Annotated in this window: 18 protein-coding genes and 4 pseudogenes; 10 read left to right on the forward strand and 12 right to left on the reverse strand. The window is 60.5% G+C overall.

Annotated elements, in window-relative coordinates:
• The first annotated feature begins 40 nt into the window (after nt 1-40).
• Together gshA and AC3WOS_RS02995 are read left to right on the forward strand one after the other, a co-directional pair.
• Entirely contained in the window at nt 41-1639 is a 1599-nt protein-coding gene (gene gshA / locus AC3WOS_RS02990; protein WP_492714346.1) for a glutamate--cysteine ligase, read from the forward strand.
• A gap of 16 nt (nt 1640-1655) precedes the next feature.
• Entirely contained in the window at nt 1656-2705 is a 1050-nt protein-coding gene (locus AC3WOS_RS02995; RefSeq protein WP_492714347.1) for a histone deacetylase family protein, read from the forward strand.
• Between the two features lie 742 nt (nt 2706-3447).
• Here the strand turns inward: AC3WOS_RS02995 and AC3WOS_RS03000 are convergent.
• A pseudogene (locus AC3WOS_RS03000) lies at nt 3448-3714 on the reverse strand (transposase); the annotation flags it as partial.
• Between the two features lie 69 nt (nt 3715-3783).
• Between AC3WOS_RS03000 and AC3WOS_RS03005 the strand changes: the two are divergent.
• Nucleotides 3784-4820 (forward strand): annotated as a pseudogene (locus AC3WOS_RS03005) (porin).
• Between the two features lie 87 nt (nt 4821-4907).
• Here the strand turns inward: AC3WOS_RS03005 and AC3WOS_RS03010 are convergent.
• From AC3WOS_RS03010 to AC3WOS_RS03035, 6 genes are all read right to left on the reverse strand, one after another.
• Nucleotides 4908-5699 (reverse strand): SDR family oxidoreductase, encoded by a 792-nt coding sequence (locus AC3WOS_RS03010; RefSeq protein WP_492714348.1) that lies wholly within the window; start codon nt 5697-5699, stop codon nt 4908-4910.
• A 51-nt stretch (nt 5700-5750) separates the two neighbouring features.
• Complete coding sequence (gene fabG / locus AC3WOS_RS03015; RefSeq protein WP_492714349.1) at nt 5751-6491, reverse strand: 3-oxoacyl-ACP reductase FabG; 741 nt, start codon at nt 6489-6491, stop codon at nt 5751-5753.
• Nucleotides 6492-6554: 63 nt separating this feature from the next.
• Nucleotides 6555-7883, reverse strand: coding sequence for an MFS transporter (locus tag AC3WOS_RS03020; protein WP_492714350.1), 1329 nt, complete (start codon nt 7881-7883; stop codon nt 6555-6557).
• A 49-nt stretch (nt 7884-7932) separates the two neighbouring features.
• Complete coding sequence (gene kce, locus AC3WOS_RS03025; protein WP_492714352.1) at nt 7933-8871, reverse strand: 3,5-dioxohexanoate:acetyl-CoA acetone transferase; 939 nt, start codon at nt 8869-8871, stop codon at nt 7933-7935.
• A 175-nt stretch (nt 8872-9046) separates the two neighbouring features.
• Nucleotides 9047-9517, reverse strand: coding sequence for a hypothetical protein (locus tag AC3WOS_RS03030; protein ID WP_492714353.1), 471 nt, complete (start codon nt 9515-9517; stop codon nt 9047-9049).
• Nucleotides 9518-9732: 215 nt separating this feature from the next.
• Nucleotides 9733-11349, reverse strand: a complete 1617-nt coding sequence (locus tag AC3WOS_RS03035) for a methyl-accepting chemotaxis protein (protein WP_492714354.1) — start codon at nt 11347-11349, stop codon at nt 9733-9735.
• 110 nt (nt 11350-11459) lie between these two features.
• Here AC3WOS_RS03035 and AC3WOS_RS03040 point away from each other — a divergent pair, with 110 nt between their 5' ends.
• Entirely contained in the window at nt 11460-12476 is a 1017-nt protein-coding gene (locus AC3WOS_RS03040; protein WP_492714355.1) for an IS30 family transposase, read from the forward strand.
• A gap of 150 nt (nt 12477-12626) precedes the next feature.
• Here the strand turns inward: AC3WOS_RS03040 and AC3WOS_RS03045 are convergent.
• The 3 genes and pseudogenes from AC3WOS_RS03045 to AC3WOS_RS03055 form a co-directional block, all read right to left on the reverse strand.
• Nucleotides 12627-12833 (reverse strand): annotated as a pseudogene (locus tag AC3WOS_RS03045) (carboxymuconolactone decarboxylase family protein); the annotation flags it as partial.
• Between the two features lie 29 nt (nt 12834-12862).
• Nucleotides 12863-13945: an SMP-30/gluconolactonase/LRE family protein gene (locus AC3WOS_RS03050; RefSeq protein WP_492714356.1), complete on the reverse strand. Its 1083-nt coding sequence runs from the start codon at nt 13943-13945 to the stop codon at nt 12863-12865.
• Nucleotides 13946-14109: 164 nt separating this feature from the next.
• Entirely contained in the window at nt 14110-16041 is a 1932-nt protein-coding gene (locus AC3WOS_RS03055) for a helix-turn-helix domain-containing protein (protein WP_492714357.1), read from the reverse strand.
• Nucleotides 16042-16283: 242 nt separating this feature from the next.
• On the opposite strand from AC3WOS_RS03055, the gene AC3WOS_RS03060 reads away from it, so the two are divergent.
• The 5 genes and pseudogenes from AC3WOS_RS03060 to AC3WOS_RS03080 all read left to right on the forward strand — a co-directional run bounded on the left by AC3WOS_RS03060 (nt 16284) and on the right by AC3WOS_RS03080 (nt 20719).
• Nucleotides 16284-17144 (forward strand): EAL domain-containing protein, encoded by an 861-nt coding sequence (locus AC3WOS_RS03060; RefSeq protein WP_492714358.1) that lies wholly within the window; start codon nt 16284-16286, stop codon nt 17142-17144.
• A gap of 183 nt (nt 17145-17327) precedes the next feature.
• The gene (locus AC3WOS_RS03065; protein WP_492714359.1) at nt 17328-18422 is read left to right on the forward strand and encodes a porin; all 1095 of its coding nucleotides are present in this window, start codon (nt 17328-17330) and stop codon (nt 18420-18422) included.
• Nucleotides 18423-18609: 187 nt separating this feature from the next.
• A pseudogene (locus tag AC3WOS_RS03070) lies at nt 18610-19399 on the forward strand (Mu transposase domain-containing protein); the annotation flags it as partial.
• A gap of 315 nt (nt 19400-19714) precedes the next feature.
• Nucleotides 19715-20140: an organic hydroperoxide resistance protein gene (locus AC3WOS_RS03075; RefSeq protein WP_492714360.1), complete on the forward strand. Its 426-nt coding sequence runs from the start codon at nt 19715-19717 to the stop codon at nt 20138-20140.
• A 126-nt stretch (nt 20141-20266) separates the two neighbouring features.
• Nucleotides 20267-20719: a GNAT family N-acetyltransferase gene (locus tag AC3WOS_RS03080; protein WP_492714361.1), complete on the forward strand. Its 453-nt coding sequence runs from the start codon at nt 20267-20269 to the stop codon at nt 20717-20719.
• 105 nt (nt 20720-20824) lie between these two features.
• Here AC3WOS_RS03080 and AC3WOS_RS03085 read toward each other — a convergent pair whose 3' ends face one another.
• Together AC3WOS_RS03085 and AC3WOS_RS03090 are read right to left on the reverse strand one after the other, a co-directional pair.
• Nucleotides 20825-21658 carry an FKBP-type peptidyl-prolyl cis-trans isomerase gene (locus AC3WOS_RS03085; protein ID WP_492714362.1) on the reverse strand — a complete coding sequence of 278 codons (834 nt, stop codon included), beginning with the start codon at nt 21656-21658 and terminating at the stop codon, nt 20825-20827.
• 129 nt (nt 21659-21787) lie between these two features.
• Nucleotides 21788-23665, reverse strand: coding sequence for a potassium transporter Kup (locus AC3WOS_RS03090; RefSeq protein WP_492714363.1), 1878 nt, complete (start codon nt 23663-23665; stop codon nt 21788-21790).
• A gap of 221 nt (nt 23666-23886) precedes the next feature.
• On the opposite strand from AC3WOS_RS03090, the gene rarD reads away from it, so the two are divergent.
• Entirely contained in the window at nt 23887-24774 is an 888-nt protein-coding gene (gene rarD, locus AC3WOS_RS03095) for an EamA family transporter RarD (RefSeq protein ID WP_492714364.1), read from the forward strand.
• Nucleotides 24775-24875: the final 101 nt, after the last annotated feature.

Raw genomic sequence — 24875 nt, forward strand, 5'->3', positions numbered from 1 at the left:
CGCACCCATCATTGTGTGCTGCACAGAAAGGAAGATCAAATTGTCCAATCTCTTGACACGCCGTCTGGCCCTGCTGGGACAGGAAACGCACCGCGCGGTGCTGACCGGCTTGCGCGGCATCGAACGGGAAACGCTGCGCGTGGACGCGACCGGCCACCTGGCCGCCACGCCCCATCCGGCGGCGCTGGGCTCGGCTCTGACGCACCCGCAGATCACCACCGACTATGCGGAAACGCTGCTCGAATTCATCACGCCGGCCGAGGCCGACATTGCCACCACGCTCGACAAGCTGGACGGCATCCACCGCTACGCCTACAGCAAGCTCGGCGACGAACTGCTGTGGAGCGAATCCATGCCCTGCCAGCTGCCGCCCGAGGCAGACATCGCCATCGCCTGGTACGGCACCTCCAACATGGGCATGCTCAAGCACGTGTACCGGCGCGGCCTGGCGCTGCGTTACGGCAAGGCCATGCAATGCATCGCCGGCATCCACTACAACTATTCGCTCAGCGAAGAGCTGTGGCGCGTGCTGGCCGAGCATGAAGGCAAGCCGGCCCGCCAGTCGGCCATGGCCTACCAGTCGGAAGCCTACCTGGCCACGATCCGCAACTTCCGCCGCTACAGCTGGCTGCTGATGTATTTGTTCGGCGCCTCGCCGGCGCTGTCGAGCAGCTTCCTGCGGGGCCGTCCGCACAAGCTGGAGCAGCTGTCGGACGACACGCTCTACCTGCCCTACGCCACCAGCCTGCGCATGAGCGACCTGGGCTACCAGAACGACGCCCAGTCCGGCCTGAGCCCGCGCGAGAACTGCCTGGACAGCTACGTGGCCGCGCTGACCAAGGCCGTCAACCAGCCCTACGAGCCATATGCCAGGCTGGGCACCAAGCAGAACGGCGAATGGGTACAGCTGAGCACCAATGTGCTGCAGATCGAAAACGAGTACTACGCCACCATCCGCCCCAAGCGCGTGATCCGCACCGGCGAGCGTCCGATCCAGGCCCTGTGCTCGCGCGGCGTGCAATACATCGAAGTGCGCTGCATGGATGTGGACCCGTTCCAGCCGGTGGGCATCAGCCTGGCCACGGGCCGCTTCCTCGACACCTTCCTGCTGTTCTGCGCGCTGGAAGAAAGCGGCGCCATCTCGGAACAGGACGGCGCCCGCTACACGGACAACTTCGCCCGCACCGTCAAGGAAGGCCGCCGTCCGGGCCTGATGCTCAACAACAGCGAAGGCGAAATCAGCCTGCAGCAATGGGGCCAGCAACTGCTGGAACGGCTGGCGCCCGTGGCCGCCCTGCTGGACCGGCGCCATGGCGGCAGCGAACATGCCGACGCGCTGGCCGACGCCGGCCGCAAGCTGGCCGATCCGGACCTGACGCCGTCGGCCCGCGTGCTGGCCGCCCTGCGCCAGCACGGCGGCTCGTTCGGCGCCTTCGGCCTGGCGCAAAGCCGGCAGCACGCGGCCTACTTCCGCAGCCCCCCGCCGGCGGCCGACGCGGCGGCCTATTTCGACGGCCTGGCGGCCGCCTCGATCGCCGAGCAGGCCGAGATGGAGCGCACCTCGACGGGCAACTTCGACGACTACGTGGCGGCCTACCGCGCCAGCAACCTGTGCCACTCCACGCCGGACTGCGACTGACGCCCACGGAACCGCCTTGCTCACCTTCTACAACGAACAGCACAGCCTGCACCAGGGCCGCCACGAATTCTTCCGCGGCCAGCAGGTGCCATGCTTCGAGACGCCGGCCCGGGCCGACGCCGTGCTGGCCGAGCTGGGGCGGCGCGGCCTGGGCCGCATCGTCACGCCGCACGGGGTGCCGCTGATGTCGCTGGAACGCATCCACACGCCGCGCTACCTGCACTTCCTGCGCAACGCGTGGAGCGAATGGCTGGCGCTTGATCCGGCCAACGCCGGCCAGGACGCCTTCCCCTCCGTCTGGCCCATCCGCACGCTGCGCGCGGACGTGGAGCCGGACAACTTCTGCGCCAAGCTGGGCCTGTACTCGATGGACAGCGGCACGCCGCTCACGGCCGGCACCTGGAGCGCGGCCAAGACGGGCGCCGACTGCGCCGTCAACGCGGCCCACGCGCTGCGCCTGGGCGAGCGCAGCGCCTTCGTGCTGACCCGGCCGCCCGGCCACCATGCGGGAGCCGACTTCTACGGCGGCTACTGCTTCCTCAACAACGCCGCGCTGGCGGCCCAGCACATGCTCGACGACGGCGCCCGCAAGGTCGCCATCCTGGACCTGGACTACCACCACGGCAACGGCACGCAAAGCATCTTCTACCAGCGCGACGACGTGCTGTTCATCTCGCTGCACGCCGACCCGCGCTTCGAATACCCGTTCTACCTGGGCCACGCGGACGAACGGGGCGAAGGAGCCGGACTGGGCTACAACCTGAACCTGCCGCTGCCGGCCGGCACCACGGCCACGACCTGGTTCGCCGCGCTGGAGACGGCCTGCATCCGCCTGGGCAGCTTCGGCGCCGACGCGCTGGTGGTGTCGCTGGGGGTCGATACCTTTGCCGGCGACCCGCTGTCGCGCTTTGCCCTGCACAGCGCCGATTACCTGCGCGTGGGCGAGCGGCTGGCCTGGCTGGGCCTGCCCACCGCCTTCATCTTCGAAGGCGGCTATGCCGTCAAGGAACTGGGAGTGAATGTGGTCAACGTGCTGGAAGGGTTTGAGACGGCGCTGTTATTCTGAGCAAATAAAATCGCCAACAAAACCAAGGGCTCTGCCGACCGAGCGCGTCGTGCTGCCCGCGTCCGGGACGAAACCCATACGAAAACCCGAGAAAATCCTGCTCGTAGATCGCGTTAAGGATTTCGACCACCGCGCGCTGGACAATTTTGTCTTCCAGCGCGGTCATACCCGACGGGCGCTGTTTGCCATCAGCCTTCAGGATGAACCGTCGTCTGACAGGCAGCGCCTTGTATGCGCCGCTGTGTATTCGGCCATGCAGGCTCTGGAGATGCTCCTCCAGTTTTCCCTCATAGTCCGACCACATCTGCCCATCAACTCCTGGTGCCGCCTTGCGCCGAAGCGCATAAAAGGCTTGCTCCAGAAAATCGACAGTAATATGGTGCAGCAGCGCCGTGAACCGCTCCTTCTTCCTCAACTTTGCTGCTTGTCGTACGCGTTCCAGCCGAGAGATCTCCCGGTTCCCGCGCAAAGCGTGTCCATGCATGCCAGGTTCTACGACCACGCCGGACCGTCGTGCGCTTGCGATGACGCGCTCGTACGTATTGCCTTCCACATACTGGAGTACGTCGGCATCCGGGAAATAAACCATTTCGTGGCTCCATGGCTGGCCTGCATGCTCCCCTACCAACGCTTCGCGGACACCCTCGCGGATGGCCACGCACGGCTCGGGGCCGATGTGGTTCGCTACACCTTCATCGCAGTGGACTTTCACCACCTGCGCTTTGCCGGTCTCCCGGCGCACCCAGTACGGATTCTCGACCCAACCCCACACCACATCCTCGTCCGACAGGGCAAAGGTGTGCCGCAAGTTCAGCAAGCCCGAAATCAGGCGGGTCGGCGTGGCCGGGCGGCCACGCGACGAAGGGAAATGGGGCGCCCACTTTTGTTCGAACACTTGCCAGTCGATGTGCTGGGCCAGTCTGGCCAGCGGGTGCTGCAGGTTCACCAGCTCGTCGAGCCGTTGGCGAAACAAATCGTTGCTCTGCGGTCCGACCGGCTTTGGTCCCATTTAAACCTCTGGAATTTGCAAGGAATTGCCTCTATTTTGACGAAACCTTGCAAATTCCAATGGTGTTTTTTGGCCGTTTCGCCTTTAGAATCAGGCTCCGTTCAATTGTTCAGGGCCGACTACGTCAGTAACGAAGGTGGCCACGATCGAACCAAATACGAGATAACATCTATGTCCCAAACCTGCTCGGGTTCGAAGGCAAGGAGGACCTTGGCGCCGGTACGCATGCGATCTTCCAACTCGTCAACCAGTATTCCCTTAGTACCGGATCCATCATCGGCGGAGGGCTGTTCGCGCGCACAGCCATTGTGGGCCTGGAAAACCAGCTTTATGGCAAGCTGACGCTTGGCAACCAGTATGAATTCATGGTGGATGCACTGGCGGGCAGCGGAAACGAGATCGCGCCGGACCTTGTCGGCCTGTATGCCCATCGCAATGGCCCGTTCGACAAGCTCAATCTCCCGGACAATCCGACTGGCGCGTTCGATGGGGATCGCGTCGCGGGCAGTAACCGTGTGCCGAATTCGATTAAATACACGTGCGCACCGATGGCGGGCTTTACGGCAGGTGTACTGTACGGATTCCGCGGCGCTACGGAATCAGCCGGCGCGAATAACGCTGTCAGCGTCGGCGGCAGCTATAACGACGGGGGCTTTGGTGGGAGCGTGGCCTATACGAATCAGAAGTACGCTTCAGCAAACGGTATCCAGGCTACGAGCCTACGCAATTATGGAGCAGGCTTGCACTATACGGTCGGGGCAACGACTGCAAAAGCCCTGTTCACAAGCGTGCGCAATGCGCAGAACGGGGCGGGAATCTGGTCGATCGAGTCCTGCGCGTTCTGGCATTTACCAAGCGCGTGGAGCGCGGGCGCCTCTTACCTCTACATGAAAGGCAACGACAGACTCGAGAGCGCACATGCCCATCAAGTCTCGACGACTGTTCACTACTCGTTGTCGCAACGCACCATGCTGTACGTTGCGGGCGTGCACCAGCGCGCTAGCCACGGCAGCACTGCACGGATCAATGGGGTCATTGGTCCAGGCAGCGGGTCAAGCAACATGTTTCAGTCGATTGCTCGGCTCGGCCTCAGTACGCGTTTCTGATGTGCTACGCCGGCCCGGGACGGGTCGAACGCAGCGGCACTGGCAATGCGATCGTACGTGAGCGGCGCGGAAGTCGACCAAAGCCGGTCACAGATACTCGACGTTGCCGTCAACACTGATCGACTGCCCTGTGATGTTCGCCGCGGCCGGTGCAGCGAGGAACAGCGCCATCGCCGCAACGTCCTGCGCCGTCACCATGCGACGTAACGAGATCTTCTTCAAATACTCGTTTCGCATCTCGTCGACGGTGAGGCCAACTGCCTGTGCCCGCGCCGCGATCACGCCCTCCATGCGGGGCCCTTCAACGACACCGGGCAGGATGGTGTTGACGCGGATTCCCAGAGGCCCCAGCTCCATCGCCAACGATTTCATCAACCCCATGATGGCCCATTTTGTCGAGGCATACGGAGTACGATAAGGGTATCCAAGTCTGCCCGCCACCGACGAGATGGCGATGATGCTTGCGTTATCGGAGGATTGCTTGAGTGCCGGGACAGCATGCTTCAAGAAATAGAATTGGCTGTTCAAGTTGGTGTCGATCGTTCTTTCCCAATCGTCGGTGGCGATGTCTTCGACCGAAGCAGTAGGACCGGCGATGCCGGCATTGTTGATCAAGACATCGATGCCCCCAAGCCTCTCCAGCGCTTGCGCGATGACGTGCTCGACCTCGTCCGCCTTGGCGACATTGGCCAAACCGATGAAGCAGTCGGGATGTCGCTCCTGCATCGACTGCAGCGCCACAGGGTCGACGTCACAAACAAAAACGGCGGCCCCCGCTTCGAGGAATGCTTGGGCGACGGCAGCGCCGATGCCGGCAGCCGCGCCCGAGATGAATACCCGCAGTCCTGCTTGAGGTTTTAAGAGTTGAAAAGTCTTCATGGCTGTATGGTTGTTTGAAGAACGCCTGGATCGCCAGGCTGCATGAAACGACTAAATGACGAGTCCGCCGGAGACCTCGATCACGGCACCGTTGATATAACTGGCCTCGTCGGACGCAAGGAAGGCGTACAGATTGGCGACTTCTTCCGGCCGACCCAGGCGCCGCAGAGGAACCTGGCAGCGCATCTTGTCCAGGACCTCGTCGGGCACCGTGGCGATCATCGGTGTCTCCACAAAGCCAGGGGCAATCGCATTGACACGAATGCCCTTGGGGCCCAACTCACGGCTCCACGTCTTTGTGAAGCCGATGACGCCGAACTTTGCCGCTGAATAGTTGGTTTGACCAAAGTTGCCATAGATGCCAACGATGGAGCTCGCGTTGAGAATCACGCCCTTCCCTGTGGCAGCCATGCAGTCCGCCACTGCCTGCGACAAGAAGAAAACGGCCCGCAGATTGACGTCGATGACGTCGTCGAATTGCTGCTCGGTCATCTTTTGCAGGCGCGCGTCGCGGGTGATGCCGGCATTGTTGACCAAGGTATCGATCCGTCCGTATTTCTTGCATACGAATCTGACGAGCGTTTCGATGTCATCGCGCGAGGTCACGTCGACCGCGTACCCCTCCGCCGTACTCCCACCGGCGCGGCATTCTGCAGCCACGGCGGCAACGCCCGCCGCATCCAGGTCGCACGCGATAACAGTCGCGCCCTCCCGTGCGAATTTCAGGGCAGTCGCCTTGCCAATACCCTGCGCTGCTCCGGTGATGATGGCGACGTTGTCAAGTAGTTTCATCGTATTCCTCAATGTTCAATCATCGGGAGGCCGCCGAATGGCGACGCTCCCGCATTCGATGGCTCAAGCACGAGCCTCCAATTCGACCGCCACGCCGGACTCCCTGGCGAACGCGATTGCCAACAGCGGCACCAGCAGCAGCCCCAAGATGGCGGCGACCAGGATCACCAGGAAGCCGGATTCACTTCGTCCCGTCGCCGCCTCCGCCATACCGAACAGATAGGGGCCGACGAAACCGCCCAGCAAGCCAACCGTGTTGATGAAGGCCAGTCCGGCCGCGGCCTGGATTCCGCTCAGACGCTTCATCGCGATGCTCCAATAGGACGGCAGCACGCCGCCGGCAAGGAAGGCCGTCACGGCGAGCAACAGCACCTTGCCTACCAGGCTGGCAGTCAGAATGAAGGCAGCTGCGCCAAGAACCAGTCCGAAACTCAACGTGCCCAGATAGCGCGAATCGCTGGCGACGCGGCGATGAATGCGCGGCAGCACCAGTACGCCGAGCAGGAATCCCAGGCCGACGCTGGCGGACAACAACCCGACCACCAGGGGAGAGTCGATCTTCATCTGGCTGATCATTGCCGGAGCAAAGAAATACAAGCCTATGAAGGCGACCTGGTTCAGGAAGTAGATCAGGCCGATAAGGATCGTCGTGGGACGTTTGATCGCCGCCACCCAATCGCTGGAGAAATACGTGGCATGCTGCGGCACGTTGGCCTGCGCCTGTTTCTCCAACGCGGCCGCTTCATCCTTGTTCAGCCAGGCAGCTTTGCTTGGGTGATCCGGCATCTTGAAGTACAGCACGATGCCCAACAGGATGCTCGGGATGCCTTCGATCAGGAACATCCACTGCCAGCCATGCAAATCGCCATAGCCATCCAGCTGCAACAACGCACCACCGATTGGATTTCCCAAGAGAAGTGCCAGCGCTGGCGCGGTGTAGATCCACCCGATGGCGACAGGTCTGTCAGCCGTCGCAAACCATAGGGTGACCATGTACATCAACGCGGGGAACAAGCCGGCCTCCGCAATACCCAGCAAGACACGCATGATGTAGAACGACCGCTCGCCGGCGACGAACATCATGCCGACGGACATGATGCCCCACGATACGGCGATCCGCGCAATCCAGCGGCGCGGGCCGATACGATGCGCCAGAAGGTTGCTCGGCACCTCCAGGAGGGCGTAGCCGAGAAAGAAGATGCCGGCGCCCAGGCCGTAGGCAGCTGCACTGATACCGACGTCGGCTGCCAGATGCACTTTCGCCAGTGCGACATTGGTTCGGTCCAGAAAGGACATGAAATAGATCGCGCACATTAGCGGAATCAGTTTCAGGAACGCCTTCTTCGTGGCTCGTCGATGCAATTCGTTGGGAATGCTTGGAATCTGGTTCATCATGTCTCCTTGGATAAGCGTTGCTTTGTTCTGCGCTGTCCGAGCAGGCTCAGGAATACAGGCCGGCTTTTCCCTTCAGGCCCAACATCTGCCGCGCCTCGTCGGGCGTGGCGATTTCAAATGACAGTTCCTCGAGAATCCGCTTGATCTTGCTGACCTGCTGGGCGTTGGTCTCGGCCTTGGTGCCCTTGCTCAGGTAGACACTGTCCTCCAACCCCACCCGCACGTTCCCGCCCATGATCGCCGCCATCGTTACCAGCGCCATCTGGTGGCGCCCCGCTCCCAATACGGAGAACTGATAGTTCTCCCGGCCAAAAAGCCGGTCTGCCGTGTTGCGCATGATCGTCATGTTCTCCGGATCGGGACCGAGCCCCCCCAGGATGCCGAAGGCCGCCTGGATGAAGAATGGCGCCTTCACCAGTCCCTGTTCCACGAAATAGGCCAGGTTGTAGAGATGGCCGACGTCATAGCACTCGAATTCGAAGCGCGTGCCATGCTGGCCCAGCTCCTGCAGGATGCGTTTGATGTCGTCGAAACTGTTCTTGAAGATCGTGGCTTCCATGCCCCGCACGAAGTCCTGCTCCCAGTCGTATCGCCAAGAGGTGATTTTCGAAGCGATTGGATGGATGGAGAAATTCATTGTGCCCATGTTCAAAGAGCACATTTCCGGCTTGGCGAGACGCGGGTAAGCGAGGCGCTCGTCCAGCGTCATGCGAGTGCTGCCCCCGGTGGTGATGTTGATCACCGCATTCGTGCGCCGTGCGAGTTCCGGCACAAACTGTTCGAACACAGCGGGTGCGGGTGTCGGACGACCGTCCTCCGGATCACGGGCATGCAGGTGGATGATTGCCGCTCCCGCCTCTGCGGCTTCAATGGCGCTATCGCGAATTTCCTCGGGGGTAATCGGCAGATACTCCGACATGGACGGAACGTGCGTGGCACCGGTGATGGCGCAAGAGATGATGACTTTTCTTGTCGGCTTGCTCATGAATATTTTTCTGCCTTGTTTAGATGGCGTTCGCGACGCTGGCAACACATATCTCACTCAAGAAAGAGGCAATAGGAGCCCCTCCCGAGAAATGAATGAGATGCAGCGGCGTGTCTCTGGTTTCTAATAAAGAAGCCCGCTTGGGCGGCGCTCCCCGGTTATGGACTAACGATAGTCAGTCGGATTTCGTCAAATTAAAAAATGGAACGTCCAATGCGCCAGTCGCGGATTGCCCGCTATCCGGTACGCTGCCTTGCTCAACGACTTCAGCTCTTTCTTCACAGACTGACGACAGGGTATGCCACAGTTCCAATCTGATCTTTTCCAGCGGCGGGGGCGGCGATGGCCGGCGTTGACGATCCTGCATCCACTGCCTGATCCGCTCCTTGGGTGATTGATTGGCGTAGTCCATGATCGAGTTAGGTCGATGATTCCGATGACGAGCGCATTCCGTCGCTTGCTTTGCGCGCCCATGCCCTGTTCGCCAATGGCCCAGGCGTACATGGAATAGCGACCATATGTATTCGTTTGCTACTGCTGCCACCACGAACGGTGCTGCGGCCAACAACCATCCGCAAGCAGGAATGCTCCCGTTCAACTCCGGCTCCGACTGTTGCCAATCTCTGATGTCCACGTCGCTGATCATGCTGGTTCACCTCTTGCCGCGTAGCGGCGTGTCTCCGGTTTCTGATAATGCTAGTATCCTCAAACCGTCGCTTAAAAACTATGTATGACTGCACACATTCAATGGGGTCAAAGTGTACAGCTATGACATTGCTGGTCCAGACAGTGCATATCAAGGTTGGGTGTCGACTAAAGCAATTCTTGCCACCATAAGTCCATGAAAGACTGCGAATAAGGTTACGCAGGCAACGATCGGGGGGCACGCGCACGCGCTACCGGAGGAATAGCGGACCGGTGCCCCGGTGCAGTTGCCGCGGCCATGCGGAACACGCTCACCACCTCGGCCAGCTTGGCGGCCTGCTCCTGCATCGCTTCCGTTGCAGCCGCCGCTTCCTCGACGAGCGACGCATTCTGCCGGGTCACCTGGTCCATCTGGGCGATGGCCTGGTTGATTTGCTCGATGCCCTCGCCGTGCTCCTGCGCTGCGCTGCTGATAGCGCCGATCATCGTGCTGACCTTGTTCACGCTCGCGACGATCTCTTGCATCGTCGCGCCGGCTTCCCCGACCAGCTTCGCGCCGTCGTTCACGCGCGCGACGGAATCGCCGATCAGTGCCTTGATTTCCTTGGCGGCTGCGGCAGAACGCTGGGCCAGGTTGCGCACCTCGCTCGCCACGATGGCAAAGCCGCGGCCCTGCTCTCCCGCACGGGCCGCCTCGACGGCCGCATTCAGCGCGAGGATATTCGTCTGGAGCGCGATGCCGTCGATGACGCCGATGATGTCGACGATCTTGCTCGACGACTCGTTCGTCGACGCCATCGTGTCGACGACGCACGCGACGACGGCACCGCCCCTTCCCGCCACCTCGGCGGCGGAAGCGGCGAGGCGGCTCGCTTCGCGCGCGTTCTCGGCACTGTTCTTCACGGTCGAGGTCAGTTCTTCCATCGACGCCGCCGTCTGTTCCAGCGAGCTGGCCTGCTCTTCCGTGCGGCTGGAGAGATCCAGGTTGCCGCTGGCGATCTCGCGCGATGCCGTGGCGATCAGGTTCGTCCCCGTACGCACCTCGGCGACGATGCCGGCCAGCGCGTCGCGCATGCGTTTCATCGCAGCCATCAGGCTCGCCTCGTCGCCAACGCGCACGGGTACCTCCACGCCGAGGTCGCCGGACGCGATCCGCCGCGCCACCGTGACGGCGCCCAGCGGATCGCCGCCGATCGAACGCTCGACGCTGCGCACGACGAGCCACACGATGGCAGTCAGCAGCACGCCTATCACAACCACCCAGGCAGCGGCGCTGGCCAGCTGGGCGTAGAACGCACGATCGAGGTCGTCGACGTACAGGCCGGTCAAGAAGTACCAGCCCCACGGTTGATACCCCTGGATGTACGTCAGCTTGGGCTCAGGCTTCTGCGAGCCCGGCTTGACCCACACATATCTGATGAAACCGGCGCCATTCGCCTTCGCGGCGGCGATGCCATCCACGTACGGCTTGTGCCCTTCCGGATCGACGTTCTGTCCGATCGGTGTCCCATTCAATTCCTGCATGATGGGGTGCATCAGCACGAATTTGTCGTTGTAGCTGACGATATAGCCACTAGCGCCGTAGCGCAGCGCGCGGATCCGCGCCAGCGCCTGCTTTTTTGCCTCGTCAAGGGGTAGCGTGCCCGCGGCGGCGAGGGCTGCGTACTCCTTGGCGATGGACGCGGCGATCTCGCCGGCATTGGACAACTGGATCTTGCGTTCCTCGAGGCGCAACGTGCGGCTCTGCAAGATATCCACGCTGAACACAGCCAACAGGCAAATCCAGCTGAGGAATAAGGGAAGGAAAAGTTTTTGCCGAAATGAAATTTTCATGATAGTGGGCCGTCATCTTGTATCAGGAGTGCGGAGAGACTTCAGAAACGTCGTTGAGACGGGCGTTCTCAAGAACCAAGTGCAACACCCTTTTGCTGTAAGGTGCTGCAATGCCAAGAAACTATATCCATCTGACGCCGCAAGACCGCGCGGTCGTCATGCTTATGCGCGACGACCAATGCAGCGTGCGCGCCATTGCTAAACGCCTTTGCCGTTCGGCCAGCACGATCAGCCGCGAACTCAAGCGGGTCGATACCGCCGGCATGTACGATGCCAACTGCGTCCAGAATCAGGCGTTGGCGCTGCGGGTGAAGCGACGCAAAGTGCCGAAACTCCACGTTCACAGCGTGTTGTTCACCGTGGTTCGCTATTTTCTCAATCTACGCTGGTCACCACAGCAAATTGCTGCCAAGCTCAAAGCCATGTGGCCCAACGACTCTAACGAAACCGTCTCGCACGAGACCATCTACAACGCGATCTACCTGCATCCGCGTGGCGAACTCAAGCGCGAGCTGATCGCCTGCCTGCGGCATCACAACCAGGTGCGCAAGCCGCGCAGCCAGGGGACCGACCGCCGCAACCAGATACAGGACATGCAGAGCATCCATATCCGGCCTCCAGAGGTTGAGGATCGCCTCATTCCTGGCCACTGGGAGGGCGACCTGATCAAAGGCGCCGGCAACCGCTCCTCGGTCGGTACGCTGGTCGAACGCACCACCGGCTTTGTCGTGCTGGCCAAGATGGACAACGCCACCACCAAGGCTGTCGTCGACAGCTTCGCCTTCGTGCTCAACCGCGAGCCGGCCGCCATGCGCAAGACCATGACCTACGATCAGGGGCGCGAGATGCACGGGCATAAAATCCTCACTGAACGCACCGGCGTGCAGATATATTTCGCCGACCCGCACAGCCCCTGGCAGCGTGGCTCAAACGAGAACACCAATGGCTTGCTGCGGCAGTACATGCCCAAGGGATCGGACCTGTCGATCTACTCCCAAGACGAACTCGATGCCATCGCACTGGAACTCAACCAGCGTCCGCGTGCCCGCTTTGGCTTCGAATCCCCCTTGGCCGTTTATACTGCTCACATGGCCAGATTAAATAATCCGGACATCACCGTTCATTAACCCAGTGTTGCACTTGGTTCTTGAAACCGCCCGGCACTACCTGGCCACGACTTTTAACGCCATGTTTGCATCGCCGGGCGACGTAGCGTCGGCGTGCAATCGTCCTCAATCAACCCGATTGCAGATCTTGGCAGAGCGTATTGGTCAGATTTACCCGATGATTTCCGCCGCCGCGCGAAAACCACCTGCTGAAAGTGGGACACCGCAAAGGATGGCTGCATGCAGCGGAACTTCCCGAATTTCCTCTGCCGTGGCGCCGTTATTGAGCGCGCCGCGAACATGACCCTTCAGTTCACGTGTACGCCCGAGCGCAGTCAGCATGGCAACCGTGACCAAGCTTCGTGTCTTCCTAGCAAGGTCTTTGCAGACAGGTGGTCTCCAGTTACTTATTGATGAGAATACAGCGTCGTGCCTTTTGCGAAGCCCTTGGCATGGAAAATCCACGACCCCTCGCTGCCCTTACCGTCATTGGTAAGAATCAACATGTCATTCGTTCCAGGCACGAATCCCATGCTGGTCGACCTCATGTTGTGGCCCGTTTCCCGCTTGGGCAGGAGTATCTGGCCAATGGCGATACCATTCGGATTGAAGACAAGAACGCGTCCTTGGGAATACATCGCGACGTAGATATTGCCGTCACTGTCCGAACGCATTGAATCGGGCGCAAAACCGCTGAAATAATAAGGTACCGCCGTGCCGAATGGAGCAATCGTGGTTGGCCCGCTCAACTCGATCTTATGGAGGCGCCCCGCGCTCAATTCGGTAGCCCAAAGCACGCTTCCGTCAGGGCTCAGGCAAACGCCATTTGCAATCGCCATGTGGCTCAGTATGGGCGTGATCGTCTTGAAATCCGGCGATACGTAATGCACGCCGCCGACAGGATTGTCCGAACTGCCCCGGAAGTCGGTGAAATATAAGCCGCCGTTTTTATCGAACACCAGGTCGTCCGGCAGATAGCCTGCGCTCGCGGGAACGATGGTTGTCAGGCCGGAGCCGTCCGGATTCAACCAGAAAATGCTCCCGGTATCCACGAAGTTCCCGAGGCCCGCGACAAAGATCCTCCCATCCTTGTGAATGGCAATGCCGGCTGAACCAAGGGCATTCGGTGACAGCACGGTGCTGAGAACCTTGTCGGGCGTGAGGCGAAAAATCGTACCGCCAAACACGTCGACAAAAAGGAGGTTGCCTTTCCGGTCAAACGACGCGCCTTCCAGTTGCAGACCTTTGTCCGACACCTTGAAGTATGGAGTGGCCGTGATGGTATGAAGCCCGCGCTCGCTCTGCGGGATCGGGAAAGGGCCTTGGATATCCGGAGTATAAGCAAGGCCGCGACCCGGGGCCTTGGTGCTGGCAACGCTGTCAAGCGCCACCAGGGCTCCCAACGACCCAACAAGCCTGGTCAGACAGGCGCGACGACCTGACGACGCCTGTGTAAGTAATTCTTTTTTGCTTCGATTTCCCAGATCCATTTATTGTCTCCTTCAGGTGGGTGAGTCTCACTCTTGACGTTTTCCTTGGACGGAAGCCATGATGCGTTGGCAGTCCGCGCAGAGACAGTATGTGAGGCGATCGGAGACAGAGCAATGTGAGGATGAGCCATAAATACGTGATTTTTATGGCATGGAGTTACTTTTCAGGTGAGACGCCACAGCCGCAAGGCAACATGGATTTCAAGCGCGCGCGTCGGATTGCCCCAGTAGCCGAGCATCTCCTCGATATTGCTCAAGCGCTGTCGAACGGTATTCACATGGATGCCCATGCGCGTTGCTGTGGTCCTGGCGTTCTGGTTGCTGTCCATGTAGCACAGCAGGGTCTCGGCCAGTTGCGTATTGCGCTTTTCATCGTAGGCAATCAGCGGGCCGATCGTCGTTTCGAGAAAGGACTTCAAGCTGTCCTGATCGTGGGTTTCGAAAATCACGGAGTACAGCGCCATCTCGTTTTGATCGAGGATCTGGTTCTTCACGCCCAGCCGTCGCAGCACTGCCAGTCCGCGCCGCATCACCATGCAGGACGCCGGGATTTCCGCCGGCGACAGGATGGGCCTTGAGAGAATGCCGCTGAAGCTGTCGACGAATTCACGTTTGGCAATGGCTGTGAATTCAGTCAAGGTGCGCTGTACTTTCGTTGTCGATACGATCATCGCCAGCGTGCCATCGATCTCATCCAATACGAGTTCGGAAAGCGCCGAACCAGCGCGCAAACGCCGCGCCAGGGAGTCCGGTCTCAAGCCTTCCGTTTCCACGAGTATCAACGACACGGGTTGCGACAAGTCGAGCCCGAACCGCTTCGCCAACTCCCAGGTCGAGGCCATGTCATCGCGGCGACTGCCTGAGGTCAGCGAACGCACCAGCGTCGACACATCGCGGCTTTTGCCGGCTTCCATGCGTTCCTGCGACAGCAGCACGATCCCGATGATGCTCGAACTCCGTTCGAAGGTACGCACCGGTATCTCGCCGAGGTCTTCCTTGCGAAACAGGAGCACTGCACCGAGCAGGTCATTGCCGCCGATCACGGCTATCGCGCGGCACAATTCGCCATCGCCTTCATACGCAACGACGGAACGACCGCCTTGCCGGCTGTTCCGTATGGCATTCGTGATTTTCGCGCTGATGGCGCCATGCGGCGTGTAGGTGCTTGCCAGCTTGCCGCTATAACCGGGCGCGGCGGCATGGCTGACGACCTGGAAGGCCTCATTCAGGACCACGACGCTGCCATTGAGGAGCTGGGCGATCGTTTCGGATAGCGTATCGAGCGAAGCGCCTTTCGCCAGCGACGAGGTCAATTGCTCATGCGCTTCGGCGGCATTCTGGATCTCACGCACATGGTGCTCGAGCTCGGCGCGTGCCTGGTCCGCGCGCTGGAACGCCTCGTTGGCCTGCTTGAATGCCCGCGCATTATTGATTGCCACCGCCGCATGCGTGGCGAGCGTGCTGAGGATGGCAATGTTCTGGGCCGTGTAGGTGCGGTTGTAGCGGTCCGCGATAAACAGCAGGCCGAGGACTTTTTCATCAAACAGGAGCGGCACGCCGGCCAGCCCCGCAATCCCTTCGTCGCGAAAGGTGTCGTCGATCACAGGATCGTGCGGGAAGCGTTTGTCGAGCAAATAGTTGGGCGTATAAAAAGGCAGACGTGTCGTCATCACCACGCTGGCTATGCCCAGCCGCCGGCTGACCTTCATTGTCGTCGTATTGAACGAGATCGCGCCGTCCGACGCCAATACCTGAAACTCGTCCTTGTCGGCGTCATACACCGTCAGCCAGGCGACATGCGAACCGAGCAGGTTCCTTGCGCGAATAACGATGGCGCCGAGCAGGCTGCCCACGTCGAGGCGGCTGTTCAGGTCCTTGGCCGATTCGAACATCGCCAGCATGCCTTGTTCGCTCAACTGATGCAGGTCGAGCCGGTTCTTGACCGCCACCGCCATCCTGGCAACTTCAATCGATCCGGCATGCCCTTTGTCTTCCTTGCCCAGGGCTTCCACGCGCGCGAGGTGTGCCGAGAATTCCTCGATCGGCGCATTGCGGTGCAGCAACGTGATCAGTTCGGTCGCGAGGTCCGGGGACATTTTCATATGCAAGAGAAACCTTATGGAAGCGTAATCCGAATGGTGCACTCCAACCGCCGGCACCGACGTCGCGTGGACTTTAGTTTATACCACTGCAGCCAGCCATGTCATTACCGCATATTTCCAACCCGTTGAATATGTCCAGTTGTACATAGTTTTTCAAAGGTTATTTGGGGACACTAGTATCCAACAAGAACGCGGCAACAGTTGACGTCATTAAACATGACAGCGCCGAACGATGAATGACAGCGCAGCACTGGTCATCACGCGGCAGCAGTAAAGGAGACATCATGGAAAACCAGCGGAAACCCAAATGGTCCCGGGATCACATGGCCAGGGCAATTCGCCGCAATGAATTCATCCCCTTCTTCCAGCCAAAGATTGACCTTGCTACCGGCACTACGTCCTGCGTGGAGATCCTGGCGCGATGGATCCATCCTGACCTGGGCATTCTGCCACCCAGACAATTCATCAGCCTGATTGAACAGGTCGGTTTAATCGACGAATTTACCGATAGCGTCTTTCGGCAATCGCTGCTCAGTGCCCGCAACAACAAGCTCATGGATGGGGTGGGAATGGCCATGAACTTTTCGTCGGCAACCCTGCAAAATCCCCGTTTCGCGAGTCGCATTTGTTCAGTAGTTAACGAACACGGAATACCGTTTGATCAAATCACCATTGAAGTTACCGAGACCACCTTTCCAGAACGTTTTTCTTCAGTTATGGCGTCTCTCAGCATCTTGCGCGATAGGGGCTTTCGCATTTCGATCGACGATTTCGGCACTGGCTACTCCTCGCTGAAATTGCTAAGCAAGCTGCCTTTTACCGAGTTGAAGATCGATCGCATCTTCATCGCAGGGATTTCCGAAGACAGAAAACTCACTGGAATTCTGGAGCCCATTGTGCAGTTAGCCAGAAAAATGCACTTGAACACTGTCGCTGAAGGGATTGAAAAGAAGGCGCAACTGGATTTTGTTCAGAGCCTCGGTTGTAACGTCGGCCAGGGATTTTATTTTAGCGCCGCAATGAGAAATATCGATGCTGCCATGAGAAACGTCGAGCGCAGGAAGGTTCGCAACGAGGCACTGCTTGCCGCAGCCTGAAGATCTTTTTGCTGCCACCCTTTAATCCCATTCACACGCTTTTTATTTTACCAGGCACCTCAAGTGCCTGATTGCACTCTCATTTTCTTTCGGAGGCTTGCGCGTTCAATAGTCGTGGAAATCGCGAATCCACAAAGCCAGGATGCAGATAATTAGACAAACATATAATCTTTGGAGACAATAATGAAAAAGCAATTCATGGGGATGGCCTTGTTCGGTTTGTGCGTCGCGCCCGCATTTGCGGAACCGTCGACCACGTTTTTCGGCGCAGTCGATGTCGCGATTCGACACATTCAATATTCCGGGAGCGGCTCGGCCACTTCGCTGGGTACGTTCGGCAATTCTCCATCACTGTTCGGCGTCCGCGGCACGGAAGACCTGGGCGGCGGCATGAACGCAATCTTCCTCCTCGAAGGCGCATTTGCGCCGGACACCGGGCAATCCGCGACCGGCGCATTTGGTGTGCCATTCTTTAACCGTAGTGCCTGGGTCGGACTGAATGGCAGCTTCGGCGAAGTGCATCTCGGTCGCGACTGGTCGCCGAACTACGTGAACATGTACTCGTTCGATCCGACTTACAACCTTGGCGTGGGCAATGTTTCGCACTATTCCAATCTGCTCAACCAAGGGCTGGTGCCGAACTACTACTGGACTACAAATGCGATCACCTATTCGACGCCGGGTGGACTTGGAGGCATGTATGGATCCTTCCAAGTGTCCGCAGGCGAAGGTGGAAATGGCTGCAATGGCAATACAGTGTGCGGCACCACGATCGGCCGCTCCGTGAGCAGCCGGCTGGGGTATGCAGGAGGTCCGTTCGAGATCGCCGGCGCGCTCGCGCAAACCGATATCACTTCGAACACCCGCGCTACATCGTCAACGGGAAAGTGGACCCAGGCTAATGCAGGTATGAGCTACGACTTCAAGGTGGCGAAGATCATGTTGTGGGCCAATACGGACAAATTTGTCAATCTGCGCGAATCGCGGGCAAGTATTGCCGCGGTAATTCCGGTCCAGAACGACCATGCCTGGATTTCCACTGTAGCATCGCGTTCCGACGATGCCGCAAAGTCTGCAGGCGTGTACGGAGCACATGGTTTTGCGGCAGGCTATGTACACAACCTTTCCAAACGCACGGCGCTTTACGCGGCAGTCGCACGGTTGAGCAACCACGGACAAGGGCGATTGAATATCGAAGATATCGGATCTTTTTCGTCAAATACCGTCGCGGGCGGAAGAAGCACTGGCGGGGAAGTCGGCATCCGTCATAACTTTTAATTGAGATTGGCTGCCCATTCAAAATGCTGGGCCGAGGCGAGGATATCGCCTCCAATCAGTGTACCCGGGCGCTTCCAGGGTATTCCGGTCGAACGTGACCAGTGATTCCTGCGACGTACAGCACAGCAATGGCGTTACGCATTTTGCAACCGAACGGGTACGCTTCCCGATTTTTACTGGAGACCGCGTGCCCGCACCAAGGATCAATATGCGTAAGATTAAGGACGTATTACGGCTCAGGCTCGATGTCAAACTGTCGCACCAGCAGATCGCCGACGCGCTGGGGCTGTCGAAGGGTGTCGTGACCAAGTACGCGGGCCTGGCCGCCGCCGCAGCGCTGGACTGGGGTGCTGTGCAAGGCATGGACGGGGGGGCGCTGGAGCGACGCCTGATGACCGGCTCCCAGAAGGCGCGCGATTATGTCCAACCCGACTACGGGCGCTTGCACCAGGAACTACGCCGCAAAGGCATGACGCTGATGCCGCTGTGGGAGGAGCACCGCGCCAACTACGCGGACTGCCAGACCTATTCCTACTCGCAGTTCTGCGACAACTACCACCGCTTCGCCAAACAACTCAAGCTCGGTGGTGCAGATCGTCGAGCGCTGGATCATGACACGCCTGCGCCACCAGCAGTTCGGCTGCGTGCACGAGGTGAACGCAGCGATGGCGCCGCTGCTGACCAGATTGAACGACAAGCCGTTGCAGAAGCTGCCGGGCAGCCGCGCCAGCACCTTCGCCGAGATTGATGCGCCGGCCCTGCAGGCACTGCCGTTGCAGCGTTATGAGATGGCCCGCTTCAGGACGGTCAAGGTGCACATCGATTACCACGTCGAGGTCGAGCGCCACCGCTACAGCGTGCCACAAACCCTGGTTGGTCAGGTGCTCGAGGCGCGCATCACGACTGCGGCGGTGGAACGGCTGCATCGCGGCCAGCGCGTCGCCAGCCACGTCCGCAGAAGCCGCGTCGGCGGCTTCCACATCCAGATTTTGTTCTCGACTATATTTTTTCATTTTCGACTATAAGTAATTGTTTGCGACTTTTTTTGGACGGAACAGCTGTGAGCGCGGCGGCACGGCTGGCCGAAAAATCCGATAAAAATCGCTTGCTATTCAATAGCGCACGATTTATAGTGTGTTCATGGGCGATGCGATACGGCTGCCACAGGCAAGCATTCCCCGGCCAGCCAGGTACTTTGGCTTGCTTGGGACCATGCGCAGCGCTTTGTTTTTGGAAGTAAGTAGTTCACGATTTAATAGCAAACACTTTAACTCTCACTCAAAGGAAACATCATGTCGATCAAACAAGTTCTGTACCGTGCCAACGCCAAAGCCACCGGTGGCCGTGAAGGCCGCGCCGTCTCCTCCGACGGCGTGCTGGACGTCAAGCTGACCACGCCCAAGGAACTGGGCGGCGCCGGCGCCGTGGGCACCAATCCGGAGCAGCTGTTCGCGGCCGGCTATTCGGCCTGCTTCATCGGCGCCCTGAAATTCGTCGGCGGGCGCGACAAGATCGCCGTGCCGGCCGACGTGTCGGTGGAAGGCACGGTCGGCATCGGCGCGATCGAGACGGGCTTCGGCATCGAAGTGGAACTGAAGATTTCGCTGCCTGGCCTGGAGCGCGCGGAAGCGGAAAAACTGGTGGCCGCCGCCCATATCGTCTGCCCGTATTCGAACGCCACCCGCGGCAACATCGACGTGACGCTGACCCTGGTATAAGCCACGCCGCAGCACCGTATCACTCCGCATCATCCCGCACGGCCATGCCGGCCGTGCGGCTCCCCATCCTGCCTGAATCGCGGCCCTGCCGTACAATCGTCGTCTATCCCCATCAACGAGGCACACATGATCGACTGGCAATGGCTTGCATTCAACGATATCCCCGGCGCTGACCTGTATGCGGTGCTGTACCAGCGCCAGCAAGTGTTCGTGCTGGAGCAGCAATGCCTGTATCCCGATATCGACGGCTACGACCTCGAAGCCCACCACCTGCTGGGCTGGCGCACGGTGGACGGCAAGCGCGAGCTGGCGGCCTATCTGCGCTGCCTGGCGCCCGGTGCCAAGTATCAGGAAATGTCGCTGGGCCGCGTGCTCACGACGGAAGCGGCGCGCGGCCTGGGCATCGGCCGCCTGCTGGTGGAACGGGGGATACAGTTGGCGGAACAGCTGCACCCGGGCCATCGCTTCCGCATCGGCGCCCAGGCCCGGCTGGAAAAATTTTACGCCAGCCTGGGGTTTGAAACCGTCACCGCGCCGTATGACGAGGATGGCATCATGCATATCGACATGGTGCGCTGAGCGTTAGCGCATCACCGCCTCGCGCGGCCGGCCATGGCGGAAAACAAAAGGGGCGGCCCGCAGGCCGCCCCTTTTGCCGTTACCGCGCCGCGCGCGGCATCAGTCTTACTGCACGGCCACCAGTTCGATATCGAAAATCAGCGTCGAGTTGGCAGGAATAGCGGCCGTGGCGGTCGCGCCATACGCCAGGCCAGGCGGAATGGTCAGCGTGCGCTTGCCGCCCACTTTCATGCCGGGTACGCCCTGGTTCCAGCCGGTGATCACATTGCCGCCCAGCACGAAATTGAACGATGTGCTGCTGTCAAATACCACGCCGCGAAAATCGCCGATGCGGGTGCCGTCATACAGGTAACCGGTGTACTTGACCGTCAGGGTCTTGCCCGTGACGGCTTCGGCGCCCGTGCCCACCACCGTATCCACGCTCACCAGCGTCGTCGGCGGCGCTACCGGTTGGGGAGTGGTCGCCTTGGTCACGCTCACCAGCTCCACGTCATATACCAGCGCGGCATTGGCTGGAATGGCGGTGTACGTGATGCTGCCCACGGCCGGCGCAGCGTCCCTGGCGGTGGCGCCGTATGCCAGCGAAGCGGGCAGTATCAGGGTACGTTTGCCGCCCGCCTTCATGCCCACGATGCCCAGGTCCCAGCCCGCCAGTACCTTGCCGGTGGCCAGCGCGAACGCGAGCGGGGCATTGCGGTCGACCGAGCTGTCGACCTTGGCGCCCTTGAAATCGGACTTGGAGGCGTCGTACAGCCAACCCGTGTAATTGATCACCACCAGGTCGGTATTGGCCGCTACCAAGCCGGTGCCGGCCACGAGTTCGATCGTCTTGAAGTCAGGCTGCACCACCGCCGGCGTGGTGGCGGCCGTCGTGCCGGAACCGCCGCCGCATGCCGTCAGCGTCAGCGCGCAGGCAACGGCAGCAATAATTTGGAACATCGATTTCATGATTACCTTTGTCTTGTGGGGTCGAATGGTTGCGCGCTGCCGCGCGCCGATCGGAGCAGAAGTTTAGCAGACTGCGTACCTTCCGCCCCGGGCCCTACATTCAGTTACATTTTTATTTACTCAGATCTCGACCTGGGTGCCCAGCTCGATCACCCGGTTGCTTGGAATCTGGTAGTAGTCGGCCGCGCCGCGGGCATTGCGCGACATGGCCACGAACAGGTGCTCGCGCCATGGCGCCATGCCGGCGCCGGGGGTGGAGATCACGGTCTGGCGGGCGATGAAGAACGAGGTCTCCATCATCTCGAACGGCAGGCCGTGGCTGGCGCACAGCGACAGCACGCGCGGGATGTCCGGCTCGTCCTTGAAGCCGTAGTGCACATTGAGCTGGAAGCAGTTGTGGCCCAGGTCGATGATCTTGATCTGCTCCGCTTCCGGCACATACGGTTCTTCGATGATGTGGATGGTGAAGAACACCACGCGCTCGTGCAGCACCTTGTTGTGCGACAGGTTGTGCAGCATGGCGTGCGGCACGCCGTCGCTTTCGCCGCGCAGGAAGATGGCGGTGCCCGGCACGCGCGTGGGCGGCGCCACGAACAGCGAGGACAGGAAGTCTTCCAGCGGAATGGCGTGCTTCTGCAGGTTCTGGAACACGAGGCCGCGGCCGGCGCGCCAGGTCAGCATCACGACGAACAGCACGGAGCCCAGCAGCAGCGGGAACCAGCCGCCGTGGAACAGCTTGAGCGCGTTGGCCGAGAAGAACAGCACGTCGATCAGCAGGAAGAAGCCGGTGGCGGCCCAGCACAGCATCAGGTTGATCTGCCAGCGGTAGCGGATTACGAAGAAGGTCAGCACCGTGGTGGCCAGCATGGTGGCCGTGACGGCGATACCGTAGGCGGCGGCCAGGTTGTCGGACGAGCCGAAACCGATCACAGCCAGCAGCACCACCACCAGTTGCAGCCAGTTCACCATCGGCATGTAGATCTGGCCGATTTCGCTGGCCGAGGTGTGCAGGATGCGCATGCGCGGCAAGAAGCCCAGCGCGATGGCCTGCTTGGTCATCGAGAAGGTGCCGGAAATGGTGGCCTGCGACGCGATCACGGTGGCCAGGGTCGACATGGCGACCAGCGGGTAGACGCTCCAGGCGCCCAGCTGCTGATAAAACGGATTGGAAATGGCTTCCGGATGGGCCAGCAGCAGGCCGCCCTGGCCCAGGTAGTTCAGCGCCAGCGACGGGAACACGATCAGGAACCAGGCCATGCGGATCGGCTTCTTGCCGAAGTGGCCCATGTCGGCATACAGCGCCTCGGCGCCCGTGAACGCCAGCACCACCGCGCCCAGCGCCACGAAGGCGATGAAGCGGTTGGCCAGCACGAACTTGAGGGCGTACCAGGGATTGAGCGCGGACAGGATCTGCGGCGCGGCCACGATGTTGACCAGGCCCATGATGGCCAGGGCGGCGAACCAGATGATCATCACAGGGCCGAACCAGCGTCCGATGCCGGCCGTGCCGTGCTGCTGCAGCGCGTACAGCGCCACCAGCACGGCGATGGTGAGCGGCACCACGTAGGGCTTCAGGGCCGGCGTGGCCACTTCCAGACCTTCGATCGCCGACAGCACGGAAATGGCGGGCGTAATCACGCTGTCGCCGTAGAACAGGGCGGCGCCGAACACGCCGCACAGCATCAGCCTGTAATGCAGCTTGGGCGACTTGCTGACCGAATTGAGGGCCAGCGCCATCAGCGCCATGATGCCGCCCTCGCCGCGGTTATCGGCCCGCAGTACCAAGGTGACGTATTTGAGCGAGACGATGATGGTCAGGCCCCAGAAGATCAGCGAGATAACGCCGAGCAGGTTGTCCGGGGTCAGTCTCAGGCCGTGTTCGGGGGAAAAGATGGTCTTGAGCGTGTACAGCGGGCTGGTACCGATATCGCCATAGACGATGCCGATGGCGGCCAGGGTCAGGGCGACGAGATTGCTTTTCTTGTGTTGCGCGGTCAAGATTGCACCTGTTGTTGTTTTGGTGCATTGCACAATAGGATAGGTATTAGCAAAAGGCAAGAAAATTTTGACATGCTGTGGCGTCCGGAGGCGGTGCGAATCCAGCAGTGTACGCTGGCAATGACAAAGTGAAAACTGCCGGAGGCGAATGTGTCGCCAGCGGGCAAGGTCCGATTCGGAGATAATGGCAGACCGTGCCTATGCGCCCTCCTCCTCACACCATGAATACCGGAATTGTCTACGCTGCCCTGGCCTTTCTTTGCTGGGGCCTGTTTCCCCTCTATTTCCACGCGATCGGCGAAGTGACGCCGCTGGAAATCCTGGCCCACCGCATGTTGTGGTCGCTGCTGTTCCTGGCCATCGTGCTGGCCGTGCGCCGCCAGTGGGGCTGGCTGCCCCAGCTGTTGAAGCGGCCCCGCGTGCTGGCCAGCTTCATGGCCAGCGCCATTTTCCTCAGCAGCAACTGGTTCATTTATATCTGGGCCGTCAACAATGGCCACGTGATCGACGCCAGCCTGGGCTACTTCATCAATCCGCTGGTCAACGTGGTGCTGGGCTTGCTGGTGTTGAAAGAGAAGCTGCGGCGCGGCCAGTGGCTGGCCATAGTCCTGGCCGGTTGCGGCGTGGCCTGGCTCACGTGGCAGGGCGGGCAGCTGCCGTGGATCGCGCTGCTGCTGGCCGGCACCTTCGGCGTGTACGGGCTGCTGCGCAAGACGGCCGCGCTGGCCGCGCTGGAAGGCCTGTCGCTGGAAACCATGCTGCTGTTCCCGCTGGCCGTGGCCTACCTGGGCTGGCTCAGCTGGCATGGCCAGAACACCTTCCTCACCACCGAGCATGACGGCACGCGCTGGCTGCTGGTGGCGGCCGGGCCCATCACGGCCATCCCCTTGCTGCTGTTCGCGGCCGGCGCGCGCCGCATTCCGCTGTCCGTGCTGGGCCTGTTGCAATACATCGGCCCCACGATCCAGATGCTGCTGGGCGTATGGTTCTTCCATGAAGCGTTCACCGCGGCCCGGCTGGCCGGCTTTGCCGTCATCTGGGGCGCGCTGGTGCTGTACGTGGCCGAAGGCCTGTGGCTGCTGCGCCGCCCCGCCCCGCAACCGGCCTGACCGAAAAAATGGGGACGTACCCCATTATTGAAAAAATGGGGACGTAACACAATTTCCGCCTTGCGGCGCCGGGAAACGCGGGAAATGGGGTACGTCCCCAT

Source organism: Rugamonas sp. FW305-51, from assembly GCF_058786935.1.

Excerpts from the sequence above, each read along its gene's own strand:
- AC3WOS_RS03010 (WP_492714348.1), bottom strand. The coding sequence starts at position 5,699 with ATGAAGACTTTTCAACTCTTAAAACCTCAAGCAGGACTGCGGGTATTC.
- AC3WOS_RS03030 (WP_492714353.1), bottom strand. The coding sequence starts at position 9,517 with ATGATCAGCGACGTGGACATCAGAGATTGGCAACAGTCGGAGCCGGAG.
- AC3WOS_RS03060 (WP_492714358.1), top strand. The coding sequence starts at position 16,284 with ATGACAGCGCAGCACTGGTCATCACGCGGCAGCAGTAAAGGAGACATC.
- AC3WOS_RS03085 (WP_492714362.1), bottom strand. The coding sequence starts at position 21,658 with ATGTTCCAAATTATTGCTGCCGTTGCCTGCGCGCTGACGCTGACGGCA.
- AC3WOS_RS03055 (WP_492714357.1), bottom strand. The coding sequence starts at position 16,041 with ATGTCCCCGGACCTCGCGACCGAACTGATCACGTTGCTGCACCGCAAT.
- AC3WOS_RS03040 (WP_492714355.1), top strand. The coding sequence starts at position 11,460 with ATGCCAAGAAACTATATCCATCTGACGCCGCAAGACCGCGCGGTCGTC.
- fabG (WP_492714349.1), bottom strand. The coding sequence starts at position 6,491 with ATGAAACTACTTGACAACGTCGCCATCATCACCGGAGCAGCGCAGGGT.
- AC3WOS_RS03080 (WP_492714361.1), top strand. The coding sequence starts at position 20,267 with ATGATCGACTGGCAATGGCTTGCATTCAACGATATCCCCGGCGCTGAC.
- AC3WOS_RS03020 (WP_492714350.1), bottom strand. The coding sequence starts at position 7,883 with ATGAACCAGATTCCAAGCATTCCCAACGAATTGCATCGACGAGCCACG.
- AC3WOS_RS03065 (WP_492714359.1), top strand. The coding sequence starts at position 17,328 with ATGAAAAAGCAATTCATGGGGATGGCCTTGTTCGGTTTGTGCGTCGCG.
- AC3WOS_RS03075 (WP_492714360.1), top strand. The coding sequence starts at position 19,715 with ATGTCGATCAAACAAGTTCTGTACCGTGCCAACGCCAAAGCCACCGGT.
- rarD (WP_492714364.1), top strand. The coding sequence starts at position 23,887 with ATGAATACCGGAATTGTCTACGCTGCCCTGGCCTTTCTTTGCTGGGGC.
- kce (WP_492714352.1), bottom strand. The coding sequence starts at position 8,871 with ATGAGCAAGCCGACAAGAAAAGTCATCATCTCTTGCGCCATCACCGGT.
- AC3WOS_RS03050 (WP_492714356.1), bottom strand. The coding sequence starts at position 13,945 with ATGGATCTGGGAAATCGAAGCAAAAAAGAATTACTTACACAGGCGTCG.
- AC3WOS_RS03035 (WP_492714354.1), bottom strand. The coding sequence starts at position 11,349 with ATGAAAATTTCATTTCGGCAAAAACTTTTCCTTCCCTTATTCCTCAGC.